At 70.8% G+C, this 11,943-nt stretch carries 11 protein-coding genes; 2 read left to right on the top strand and 9 right to left on the bottom strand.

Annotated features, from left to right (window positions below; genetic code table 11):
• Positions 1–55: 55 nt before the first annotated feature.
• The 9 genes from VF106_RS03155 to eccCa all read right to left on the bottom strand — a co-directional run bounded on the left by VF106_RS03155 (position 56) and on the right by eccCa (position 10,395).
• On the bottom strand, positions 56–1,171 hold the full coding sequence (locus tag VF106_RS03155; RefSeq protein ID WP_330838012.1) for a S8 family serine peptidase: 1,116 nt from the start codon (positions 1,169–1,171) through the stop codon (positions 56–58).
• Entirely contained in the window at positions 1,171–1,788 is a 618-nt protein-coding gene (locus VF106_RS03150) for a LuxR C-terminal-related transcriptional regulator (RefSeq protein ID WP_330838011.1), read from the bottom strand. Before VF106_RS03150 ends, VF106_RS03155 begins: the two co-directional genes overlap by 1 nt.
• A gap of 56 nt (positions 1,789–1,844) precedes the next feature.
• Complete coding sequence (eccB, locus tag VF106_RS03145) at positions 1,845–3,200, bottom strand: type VII secretion protein EccB (protein ID WP_330838010.1); 1,356 nt, start codon at positions 3,198–3,200, stop codon at positions 1,845–1,847.
• A gap of 28 nt (positions 3,201–3,228) precedes the next feature.
• Positions 3,229–3,996, bottom strand: coding sequence for a transglycosylase SLT domain-containing protein (locus tag VF106_RS03140; protein ID WP_330838009.1), 768 nt, complete (start codon positions 3,994–3,996; stop codon positions 3,229–3,231).
• 13 nt (positions 3,997–4,009) lie between these two features.
• Complete coding sequence (locus tag VF106_RS03135) at positions 4,010–5,200, bottom strand: WXG100 family type VII secretion target (RefSeq protein ID WP_330838008.1); 1,191 nt, start codon at positions 5,198–5,200, stop codon at positions 4,010–4,012.
• Positions 5,200–5,568 (bottom strand): hypothetical protein, encoded by a 369-nt coding sequence (locus tag VF106_RS03130; RefSeq protein WP_330838007.1) that lies wholly within the window; start codon positions 5,566–5,568, stop codon positions 5,200–5,202. Before VF106_RS03130 ends, VF106_RS03135 begins: the two co-directional genes overlap by 1 nt.
• A gap of 60 nt (positions 5,569–5,628) precedes the next feature.
• On the bottom strand, positions 5,629–5,982 hold the full coding sequence (locus VF106_RS03125; protein ID WP_330838006.1) for a hypothetical protein: 354 nt from the start codon (positions 5,980–5,982) through the stop codon (positions 5,629–5,631).
• 28 nt (positions 5,983–6,010) lie between these two features.
• Positions 6,011–6,370, bottom strand: a complete 360-nt coding sequence (locus VF106_RS03120; protein ID WP_330838005.1) for a WXG100 family type VII secretion target — start codon at positions 6,368–6,370, stop codon at positions 6,011–6,013.
• Positions 6,371–6,441: 71 nt separating this feature from the next.
• The gene (gene eccCa, locus VF106_RS03115) at positions 6,442–10,395 is read right to left on the bottom strand and encodes a type VII secretion protein EccCa (protein WP_330838004.1); all 3,954 of its coding nucleotides are present in this window, start codon (positions 10,393–10,395) and stop codon (positions 6,442–6,444) included.
• 101 nt (positions 10,396–10,496) lie between these two features.
• Between eccCa and VF106_RS03110 the strand changes: the two genes are divergently transcribed.
• Complete coding sequence (locus VF106_RS03110) at positions 10,497–11,114, top strand: WXG100 family type VII secretion target (protein ID WP_330838003.1); 618 nt, start codon at positions 10,497–10,499, stop codon at positions 11,112–11,114.
• A 13-nt stretch (positions 11,115–11,127) separates the two neighbouring features.
• Positions 11,128–11,454 carry a YbaB/EbfC family nucleoid-associated protein gene (locus tag VF106_RS03105; RefSeq protein WP_330838002.1) on the top strand — a complete coding sequence of 109 codons (327 nt, stop codon included), beginning with the start codon at positions 11,128–11,130 and terminating at the stop codon, positions 11,452–11,454.
• The last annotated feature ends 489 nt before the right edge of the window (positions 11,455–11,943 follow it).

Below are 11,943 nucleotides of genomic sequence, written 5' to 3'. Positions count from 1 at the left end.
GACAGCAGCGGCAGTCACCACGTCACCTCCGACGTCTCGAGCCAGGCCACCCTGGTCACCGCCCCGCCTGCCTTGTTCTGGACAGCACGCCCGCGACCACGACAGCGAGTACCGCTGCCCCGATTCCCAGCAGCGCCAGCACACCGGGCAACCTCGGCCGGGCCACGGCCGGTGTCGGCGCGGCGGCCGGTTCGACCGTGGCGGGTGACACCACGCCTCGGCTCCCGACCGGCAACTCAGCCGACACCGCCGCCGGCACGTCCAGTACTCCCCATCCCAGACGGGGATCGTGCCCGCCGCCCGGTGGCCGGTTCGCGGTCGCCGTCAGGCGGGCCAGTACCTCGTCCGGCCGCAGGCCCGGCCGGTAGGCCCGCACGAGCACCACGGCTCCAGCGACGTACGCCGCTGCGAACGCGGGATCCTTGACACCCCAACGGTGTCCCAGCTGCCCGCCGGTGCCGGCCGCCGTGCTGACCAGGCCGTCACCCGGCGCGGCGATCGACACGTAGTCCCCCGCCTCCGCCTGCATCGGCGCGCCGGCACGGTTGTGCGCGCCCACCCCGACGACTCCCGGCAGGCTGGTCGGGTACGACCGGATCCCCGGCTGGTCGCCGACCGCGGGCGACACCACCACCACGCCGGCGGCGACGGCGCGACGCACCGCGTCCTCCAGCGGCGGGCTGCTCACCAGACTCGGGACGACGACCAGCACCACACCGGCCCTGGCCGCGACGGCTCGGTCGAGTGCTTCGGCCAGCGCGTTCGGGTCCGGTCCCGCACGCCCGCTCTGGTCGGTCGTCTCGGTGTAGCGGACCGCGAAAACGTTTGCGCCAGGCGCCATTCCGGAAAACGTCGTCGCCGGGTCCTGGCGGGCGGCGACGATCCCGGCCGCGAACGTTCCTCGGCCGTCGCAGTCCGCCCCGTCCGAACCGGCCACCACCTGTCCGGGCGCGAACTGCGCGTTGCCCGCGTCCACACCGGTGCCGAGCACCGCGACGAGTTGTCCGGCACCGTTGGTGAGCGGCCAGATCCGGGTTGGGTCGGTGAGCCGCTGCGCCCAGCCGACGCCCTCCCGGTACACCCCGCCGGGCGTCGCGCACTGGGCCGCGACCCCAACCTGGGGGGCGACAAGCAGAACGCCGAGAGCGATCAGCACAGCCAGCGCACGCATCACGCCGACACCCGGAAGGCGACGAGCCCGTGCTCGATCGCGTACCTGGTGAGCTCGGACCGTCGCCGCAGCCCGGTCTTGTCCCTGATCCGATCCAAGTAGGACCGTACGGTGCGGACGCTGATCTTCAGGCTCCGCGCGATGTCCTCGTCGCGTGCGCCGCCCGCGAGGCGGGTCAGCACGTCGACCTCCCGGTCCGACAGGTCGAGCTGCGGGCTCGGGCCGTCCAGCAGCACGGACGGTGGCAGGTAACGGTTCCCGGCGGCGACCTGACGCACCGCCGCGACGATCTCCTCCGCCTCCGCGCTCTTGCCGAGGTACCCCACGGCACCGGCGGACATCGCGGCGCGGACCTCCTGGCGTGCGGTCTCGGCGGACAGCACCAGCACCCGGTGCCCGTGCCCGGTCACGGTCCGCACCGCGCTCGCGCCCGGCAGCCACGGCAACCCCGAATCGAGGAGTACCACGCAGTTCGCGCACCGCCGCTCGCTGAGGAACCGCGCGACCGACGCCGTGGCCGCACACAGCTCCAGACCGGGCGTCTCGACGACCAACCGCGCCAACGCCCCCAGGTACAGCGGGTGTCTGTCGATCACACCCACCACGATTCCCGTCATGCTCACGACAGTAGGTGACCACCCCGTTACCGCGGCAGCGGAGCTTTCCGTTTTGTTCATCCGGGCAGCGTCCGCCTCGCCTGCGCCTGGTCGAGGGTGACGCCGGTCGGGAACAGGGCGAGCACGGGCGCCGCCACCCCGTGGGGACGAACACCGCCGAACCCGAGCGCGGCGCGTGCCTCGTCACCGGCGACCGGGTACTTCATCCCGGTGTCGGTGATGACGTAGACGGTCCCGGACGGCTGCTCGGCGACCACTGCCCCATGTCCACCGGGCACGTACACCTCGTTCGCGGCGCCGGGAGCACTCATGATGATCGGCTTGACGGCACCGGGCGCACCCGCGCTCACGGTGACGTTCTTCCCGTCCGCACAGATCGTCGCATGTGGACTGATCGGCACCGGCGCCGGCAGCGCTCGTGGGTACCCGCGCGACTCGGTGGCCGAGCGGCGCGTCGTGGCGACGTCGGGCGGCGCGACCGACAGCGGCGCCGGCCGCGCGCCAGGGTAGGCCGCCGCGCTGCTCGGTGCGCCGAGCACCAGCCTGGCCTCGGTTTCGGTGACCACCGCGAGCCCGTCGGCACGCACGAGGTACAGCTCGTCCGCACCGGTGGTGAGCACCTGACCGACCAACGTCGCGGTCCGGCCGACCATCGGGCCGGGGCGTCCGGCGCCGGCCACGTCGACGGTGCGCAGATCGCGACCGGCGGGGATGGTGTTCAACCACGGGGGCGCCACGTCGACGACGTCCGCGGAGGCGAGCCCGAGCGCGACCACCGCCAGCTCGTCGGGCATCCGGTGCCGGTGTCCGCCCGTGACCAGGAACCGCTCCCCGGTGGGCAGCCGCGCCACGATCGCCTGAGCGCCACGCAACGGCGTGCCCCCGGCTCGCTGTCCCAACAGGACGGACGAGATCGGCTGGTCGCCGGCCGGCCGGTCCGGCGAGCGTCGCGTGCAGCTGGTCCATGGACCGGTCCGCAGCCGGCCGACCTGCGGCAGCGAGTCCGGCGCGCCGGCGATGCCGACCCCGACACCCCGTGGCACGCCGCTGAGCGACTTGGCCGGCACGGTCACGGTCGCGTTGCCGTCGCTGCCCGCCAGCAGCCGGGCCGAGGTGTAGTTGAGCACCGGGTGCAGCAGGCCGTCGGCGCCGATGACGAACCGCGCGCCGGTCTCCTTCTCCACGATCACCTGCCCGCCCTGGCGCCACTTCTCGGCGCGGGCCGGCGCGAGCAGGCCGACGATCCCGAACACGGCGGCCACGAGCACCGCGACGGCGAGCCCGATCGCGGTGCCGAGCACGAGCCGTTTCGACGGCGACACCGGGTCGTTCGCGTCGGCCGAGACCAGCGCGGACACCAGCCGGCGGCGCAGGAACTGGTAGGCCTGGATCCGGTCCTTCTGTGTCCACACTGGACGACTCCGGGATCAGTCGATTCTCTCAGGCGAGGTTGCTGTACGGGTCGTACGCCGAGTCGAGCTGTTGGTACTGCTGGCGCTGCAGCTGGTCCTGGTTCTGGTCGTAGCCCTCGTACTCCTTGCCGCTCTTCTCGACGTCGGAGCCGATCCCGTTGACGCGCTTTCCCGCGCCCTCCGCCTGCTTCGCGCTCCGCGAGGCGTTGGACTTGTTGCCCGTCTCGGCGTCCCGTGAGCCGGGCACCAGACCGAAGGAGCCCGGGCTGGCCACCGTCCCGTTCGCCGCCGCCTTGCTCACGTTGTTCAGGCGGTCACCCGAGGCGAGCAGCTTGGGCATCGCGCCGAACAGTTCGCTGGGCGTCGCGTTCATGCCGTTGCCGCCCGACTCGGACCGCTGGCCGGGCGTCTGCTGTCCGCTGTTCGACTGAACCGCGTTCCTGGCGCGGTCGAGGAACTGCCGGTAGTTGCCGCGGGTGTAGGTGGACCATGGTCGCCAACCACGCCGCTCGAAGATCGCGTGCGCGTTGCGTGCGTTGGTGGCCGGGTCGTAGTTCGTCGCCTCGTTGTGGTGTTGCTGCTCGAACCTGTTGGCGTGGCCGGGGTTCACCGACCGGATCTGCCACAGTCCGATGGACGGACCGTACACGTCCGTCTGGATGTTCACGTCGCCGACGGCGTCCGAGTCGCCACGCGACTCCGCGAGTGCCACGGCGACCGCCGTCTCCAGGTCCTGTCCGCTGAACCCGGCGTCCGCGGCGAGCCGGGCGATCTCCTGGTCGCTCAACCTAGGCATGTCAAAACCCTCCTCAGTAAGGGAAATCCACCGCCGGCCGGGCCGGCGAGTCCTCGCCGAGCACCGGTGGGGTGATCACCGAGGACTCACCCCAGACGTCCTCTGTCTCGGTGAGCCACGGCGGGATCCGCCGGGCGTTCGCGCCACCCGCGCCCATCGGGGCGAACGGCATGAAAGGCATGAACGGCATACCCATCGCGCCGGCCCCAGCCGCTCCCGCGGCAGCACGCAGCGCCGCTCCGGCCTGTGCGGCGACCGGACCGCCTGCCATACCCGGATGCGCGGCCGGTGCCGCCGGCGCGATACCACCACCACCGCCACCACCGAACTTTCCGCCGAGACCGCCACCGAGACCGCTCGCGCCCTTGCCGGCCTCCACCGGCTTGTCCTTCTCCGGCTCGGCCTTGTCCTTCTTCGCCCAGTCCGGCACCTTCGGCAGCACACGCATGCCGAGCCGGCCCGCGGTCGCGGCGGCCGCGGCCGCGACGCCGGCGGTGAACATCGTGCCGAACACCGGTGTCCCGTTGCCGGTCTCAGCGTCCTCTTCGGACTGCTCGACGTCCTCCGTGAACTGCCACGAGGTCGCCTCGTCCTCCACCGGCACCTCACGCGTGCCCGCCGCCTGCGGAGAGACGGGGATGCCTTCGTCGGCCACCATGTAGTCGACGGCCAGGTCGTTCATCACCACGACGGCCTGCGCGTGGGCCGAGTTGGACACCGCGACGGCCTCCTGGTACCTGGCGAGCTCCGCGCCCGCCTCGGACTGCCGCATCCGCAGCGCCGCGACGTCCTGAGTGGACGCGAGTGGGTCGACCTCCAGCGGCGTGGTCGCGAAGTACATCGTCGCCGGCGAGACGTCCGGCACCTCGACCGGGGCCGGCATCCGCGTCTTGGCGGTGACCAGGGCATCGCCGGCGTCGTGGGCGATGTCGCGCATGGCGAACATGGCGTCGCCGATCCGCCGCAGCCCCGCGCTCAGGTCCGTGATCATCAGCTGGTACTGCTCGGCCGCCCCGCCCTGCCACTCTTCGCGGAAGGCGACGAGCCTGGACTCCAGGTTGCCGGCCTGCTCGTGCAACCGGGCGCCGACGCCGTCCCAGGAGTCGGCCGCCGACCGCGGTGTGGTCTCGTCGCCCTGGTGCAGCATCTGGTAGAGGTGGCCGTGGCTGTAGCGGGAGAAGTTCGTCTTCGGTTGCACGTTCATCACGCCTTCGGGTCCACGATGGACAGGAGGCTGCTCGCGACGGCGTCGACGGCGCCGGTGACCGCGCCGAGCGCGCCCGCCGCCTTGTTGTCGTAGTTCTGGTAGGCGTTGCCGACCATGCCGGTCACCTCCTGCGCGAACTCGATCGCGTCGCGTGCCCGCGTCACCAGCGTGTGCAGCTCCGCGACCGCGTCGTGGTGTCGTTGCCCGAGCGCGAGAGCCTCACCGAACGCGCCGAGCCGCAACTCACGCTCCACAAGCGACTCCAGCTGGCTGAGAGGCTTCGTCATCCCGCCGAGCTGCGTCGCCAGTTCGTGGGCGAAGTCGGTGAGCGAGCGCAGGTCGACGGCGAACGATTCCGCTGTCATGGCATCTCCTCACACTTCCGTGGCCGGGTCAGGCGAGCGACCCGGCCACGTCGGTGCGTCCTATGCGTAGGTGGTCGGGCTCATGCCCTGGCCGCTGTTCCGGAACCCGTTGGACAGCGCGTTGTCGAGATCGGCCGCCTCCATGGCGGAGTTGCCCAGCAACGTGCCGATCCGAGTGATGATCTCGGTGATCGCCACGAGTGCGGCACGCAGCCCGGACTCGGCGGCCTGCGCCTCGACACCGGACTGGCTGCCGGACCGGTACCAGGTCTCACGCACCGGCCCCAACGCCGTGTCCAGCGCCTGAAGCGCGTTGTTGATCTCTCCCGAGTACTGGACCAGTTTCTCTCCCGCGCCGCTGACGGCGCCGTAGTTCATCGTGACGGTGCCCGCGGACGGTCCGGCGGTGGTCATGCTCGTCTCCCTTCCTTGTCCCGACGCGTCAGCCGTTGAGCCCGGTGACGACGAGGCCAGGTCCGGTGCTGAGCGGTGACGCCGCCTCGTTCAGCTTGCGTGCCTGGTCCTCGGCGTTCTGCCCGTGCACAGCCATCGTCTCGGTGAACTTGTCCGCGATGACGGTGAGCTCGTGCCCCGCCTTCTGGGTCTTCTCGTTCAGCAGGACCTGGTTCTGGTCGAACGCGAGCCGCTGCGCACCGTTGAAGTGCGTGGTGGCCCCGATCATGCCGGCCACGTCCGAGTTGAGCCTGCTCATCAGGTCACGGATGGCGGTCGACGTGTCGTTGAAGTCCTTGGCCGCCTTGGCCATCACGTCCTGGTCTAGCTGGAGTCCTTGGGGTGCCATGGATTCCTCCTTTCACCGGAAACGTATGGCGCGCGGGCGATCCGCCCAACGGCACTTTTACCCACACCGTCTCATTCCGCCGGTGGCGTCCAGCCGACCTGGATCAGCATGGGAGCGCCGCGGCGGCGCACGAGCGTGCCGCGGCCCTGTGGTTGCGGGCTTGGGCGCACGTCGCCCAACAGCACACCCTCGTCGCGACTACCGGACATGATCAGGCCCGGGGTGCCGAGTTCCCGCAAACGTTGGAGCACGGGGTCGAACATCCCACGCGCGGCACCGCCGCTGCCGCGCGCGACGACCAGGTGCAGCCCGATGTCCCGTGCGTGCGGCAGGAACTCCAGCAACGGCGCCAGTGGATGGACCAGTTTTCCCGGCGCGGCGACCAGTTCGTAGTCGTCGACGATCAGGAACAGTTCCCTGCCCTGCCACCAGTTTCGCTTGCGCAGCTGGTCGGGGGTGAGGTCGGGGCCGGGCAGCCGGGCTCGCATGGCCGTGGCGATCTGGGCGACGAGATCACCCAGCACCGGCTCCGAGCCGGCGTAGCCGAGCAGGTGGTCGTCGCCGACCGCGCCGAGCAGACCTCGGCGGTAGTCCACGATGATGATCCGCGCCCGATCCGGGGTGTACCGCTGGGTGACGCCCGTGGCGATCGCCCGCAGCATCGCGGTCTTGCCGCTCTCCACGTCGGCGAACGCCATGAAGTGCGGCTCTGCCGCGAAGTCCAGACCAACCGGCTGGAGGTCGGCCTCGGCCAGACCGAGCGGCACCAGGCGTTCCGGTGTGCCACGCAGGTTCTCGAGCGGGACCGTACGCGGCAGCAGCCGCAACGGCGGCGCGGGCGGGCCCTGCCACGCGGTGTTCACCCGCTCCACCAGGTCCTTGGTGCCCTCGCCGTGTGTCTCGGCGCGCTGGTCTCCGTCCACTCGGGACAGCGCGCCGAGCATGTGCAGGCGTTCGGCGGTGATGCCGCGACCCGGCTTGCCGGCCGGCACGTTCATCGCGGCACGCCGGTCGATCATCGAGTCGCCCGGGTCGCCGAGACGCAGCTCGACCCGCGTGCCCATGCTGTCCCGCAACGGGGTCGGCATGTTCAGCCACCAGGTCGTCGAGGCCAGCACGTGGATCCCGAAGCCGAGCCCCCGTGTGGCGAGCCGGATGATCGGGGCCTCGAGGTAGTCGAACTCCTGGCGGACGACGGCCCAGTCGTCGATGACCAGGAACACGTCGCCGAACTCCCTGCCGCCGGCGGGATCCTCCGCGAACTCCGCGCGGCGTTGGCGGAACGTGGCCACCGAGTCGACGTGCCGCTCGGCGAACAACTGCTCCCGCGCCGTGAGCAGGCTCGACACCTCGGCGACCATGCGCCGGCAGATCTCGACGTCGCGCCGGACGGCGTAGCCGCTCACGTGCGGCAGCTCCGACACCGGGCCGAGCGCGCCGCCTCCCATGTCCAGCAGGAAGAACTGCACCTCCGCCGGGGTGTGTGTGAGCGCCAACGCGCTGACCACGCCACGCAGGAACGTGCTCTTGCCGCTCTGCGGTGCGCCGATCAGCATCATGTTGCCAGCCGAACCGGCGAGGTCGAGCAGGAGTGGGTCGCGGCGCTGCTCGTACGGCTTGTCCACAGTGGCCACCGGCACGGTGAGCCTGCCGTTGCCCGGCCAGGCGGCCGGTTGCAGTCCCCGTCTGGGGTCCACCGAGAGCGGCGGCAGGAGCTGGTCCAGCGTCGGTGGTTCGGCCAGCGGCGGCAACCAGATCTGGTGCGCCGCAGGCCCTTTCCCGGTCAGCCGGGTCATCATCGCGCTCATGATCGTCTCGCCGGTGGCCGGCGCGGGATCCGGTGCGGCGCTCTTCGCCGGTTTCGGCGGCGGGGCAACACGGTTGAGCGTGAACATCAGCACCTGACGGCCTGGTGAGACCACGGTGTCGTCACCGGACACGCGCGGCGGCAACTCGCCGGACACAAACGCGGTCTTGAGCCGCCGCAACGTCTCCGTGTCGGTCTTGAGGTAGGCCGAGCCGGGCACGGCCGGCAGCTGGTAGGCGTCCGGCACGCCGAGCACCGCCCGGCTCTCCGACGCGGAGAACGTGCGCAGACCGATCCGGTACGACAGGTGTGCCTCCAGTCCACGCAGCCGGCCTTCTTCCAGCCGCTGCGATGCGAGCAGTAGATGCACGGCGAGGCTGCGGCCCAACCGTCCGATCTGGACGAACAGGTCGATGAACTCGGGCCGCGCGGACAACAGCTCGCTGAACTCGTCGATGATCACCAGTAGTGCCGGCACGGGGGCGAGGTCCGCGCCGCCCGCCCTGGCCCGTTCGTAGTCGCGGACGGACGCGAAGTTCCCGGCCGCCCGAAGGAGTTCCTGGCGGCGCATCAGCTCGCCGTTCAGCGCGTCACCCATCCGGTCGACGAGGGTCAGGTCCTCGGCGAGATTGGTGATGACCGCGCAGGTGTGCGGCAGGTCGGTCATGCCGGCGAACGTCGCGCCACCCTTGAAGTCGATGAGCGCGAGGTTGAGCGACTCCGACGAGTGGGTCACCGCGAGGCCGGTGACGAGCGTGCGCAGCAGTTCGCTCTTGCCCGAACCGGTGGCGCCGATGACCAGGCCGTGCGGGCCCATGCCGCCCTCGGCCGACTCCTTCAGGTCCAGTTCGACGGGCTGGCCGTGCGGGTCGAGTCCCAGCGGCACACGCAGCCGTTCGCGTGGTGACCGTGGGCGCCAGGTGACCGCCGGGTCGGTGTCCCGGGGATCACCGAGCCCGAGCAGTCCGGGCAGCCCGAACGTGCTGGCCAGTGGGGACTCCGGCGTGGGCGCCGCACCTCGGAAGCGTGGGGTGAGGCCGCGGGCCACGGCTTCGGCGCCGGTCGTGTCGAGAGCGTCCGGGGTGCCGAGGAAGCCGAGGCGCACGGACTGTCCAGACTCGACGAGCATGCCGAGCCGTCCGTCCGCCAGGTGCAGGAACAACGCGTTCGGGGCCGGCTCGTCCGGTGTGGACACGGCGATCTCGACGACGGTCACACCGTGCAGCCCGGCCCCGAGCGGGATCCGGGTGGCACCGTGGGTGCGGCCGCCGTCGACGATCACGACGAGGTGCGGCGCGTCGAACCCCATGCCGGACTGGCGGGTGAACGGCGGCCGGTTCTCGAGGTCGTCCCCGAACAGCTCGGCGAGCTCGTCCAGGTCTTTTGCCACCAGCCTGCTCGGACCGACGGCGTCGGTGTCGGTGGCGTGCACGGCGTGCGGCAACCATTTGAGCCAGTCCCAACCGCTCGCCCGGTCCGCCGCGACGCACAGCCCCACCCGCAGGTCGGTGGGCCCGTGAAAGGAGGCGGCCTGCGCCAGCAGAGCACGCACCAGATCCAGCACGGCCTCGCGCGGGCCGCTGACCCCGATCCGCGCGAACGCACGCAGCGAGATCGCGACCGGCAGGGTGGGCACGGTCGAGTAGGCGCGGATGAAGTGCCGCAACGAGGTCGCCGACACCGGGTCGAGGTCCTCGAGCGGTGCGGTCTGCGGTGGCCGCAGCGGGGTGGCCAGCCGTTGCGGCCCACTGCCCACCCGCACCTGTCCGAAGGCGGGGTCGGAGCGGCGCCGCTCCCACTGTGCTCCCTGGGCCGCGTACGTCCACAGGTCGACGGGGTCGGGCTGGCCGAACCCGATGGCGCCGCGTTGCCGCTCGGCGACGTCGTAGACCTGCTTGCGCAGGCCGGCGAGGTAACGCTGGTAGTCCCGGCGGTCCTCGTTGATCTTCGCCTTCGTCGCGTGCCGCCCGCCGGCCAGCGCCATCGTGATCATGCCGATCATGACGAGCAGGAACAACCCACCGAACAGGTAGGTCATCACGCCGCCCGCACGTCCTATGTAGACGAAGGACATGCCGCCCATGCCGAGCATCATCGGCACCATGAACAGCATGTGCATCATGGCCTGGGGGTTGCCCTTCACCAGGCCGGGCGGGGACTCCAGCATGATCTCGCCGGACGGCGGCTCAGGCACGGGCGGACGGCGAGGGCTGGGCATACCGCGATGATGCCCACGGGACTCTCGGGCGCGGGTGGGTATTTTTGCCGTCCGCACCCGGATCGCGTCCGCCATACGCTCGCCGCGAACGGAGGTGTGCGATGAGCTACGGCGAAGAGAACGCGCAGATCGTGTTCGGGGTCGTCGAACAGGGTCACCAGTACCTGGCCGAGGCGATCAGGAAGGTGACCGGCGACCCCGGCGAGCTGCGGGCGAAGGCGGACGAGTGCGCCAGGTGCGCCACCGAGGTCGGCGACACGGCGTCGTCCACCGACAAGATCCTGGCGAACCTGGGCCAGACGTGGCAGGGCAAGGCGTACGACTCGTGCAACCAGGTCACGACGGAGCTGACCAAGGAACTTGTCGAGGTGCTCAAACGCGAGCTGGAGCAGGAGAAGCAGCGGCTGGAGCAGTCCGCGCAGGCGTTGGTCAGCGCGAAGAGCCAGACCGAGCAACAGAAACAGAACTTCGGTCAGCAGGCGCAGCAGATCATCCAACAGATGCAGCAGGCGATCCAGGCGGCGAAGGCACTGCCGGACCAGCCCCCGCACATGAAGATGATCAAAATCATGCTGATCGCGATGGCCATCATGAACGCGTTCGGCAAGGCGACGAAGGCCAAGAACAGCGCCCAACAGGCAGCCGACTCGACGATGAAGGAGCTGAGCAACACCCTGACGTCGTTGTTCAGCAACAACAGCACCGCGACGGCGGCGTGAGGAGAGGTCCACGATGGACAGTGCGGGTTACTCCGACCCCGAGGTGGCGGACATGATCGCCCGGCTCGCCCGCCAGCAGGAGGAGATACAGCAGGCCAGGCAGGCCATCGAGGCGATGCAGGTCAAGGGCGGCTCCCGAGGCCGCGAGGTGGTCGCCACGATGCGCGGCACCGGAGAACTGACGGAGGTCTCCATCGACCCGGAGGCCCTACGCCGCTTCGACGCCCACGACATCGGCGCACTGGTAACCGAAGCGGTAGCCGACGCACAACAACGCCTGGCAAAAGCGACCGACGCACGCTTCGCCCCGGTCCTGGCACTGACCGACCGCCCGACGTAGCGCACACCCGCGGTCCGCCACCCAGCACACGCCGCAGGCCGGTGCCTGTCCCACCCCAGCCGGCCGCAGCCTGTCCCACCCCAGCCGGCCGCAGCCCGCCACCACCCCTCACAGCCGGCTGCGGCCCCCCATCAGCCCCACCCCAGCCGACGGCAGCGCGACCCCGCAAGGACCCACCAGCCCTCATCCAGCAACCGACTACGGCCCACCACCAACCCACCCACAGACAGCCACAACCCACCACCACCCCTCACAGCCGACTGCGACCCCGACCACCACCCAACCCCCAGCCGACGGCAGCGCGACCACCCAAGGACCCACCGCAACCCACCAGCCCTCATCCAGCTCCGACCGGGCCCTCACCACCAACCCCAGCCGGCCACGGGGCCCCACCACCCAAGGACCCACCGCAACCCACCAGCCCCCATCCAGCTCCGACCGTGGCCCCCACCACCAACCCACCCACAGACCGCCACAACCCACCACCCC

Source organism: Actinophytocola sp., assembly GCF_036378875.1.
Classification (GTDB): domain Bacteria; phylum Actinomycetota; class Actinomycetes; order Mycobacteriales; family Pseudonocardiaceae; genus Actinophytocola.
The sequence above is the reverse complement of the archived record's forward strand: the minus strand, read 5'-3'. Positions and strand labels throughout refer to the sequence as shown.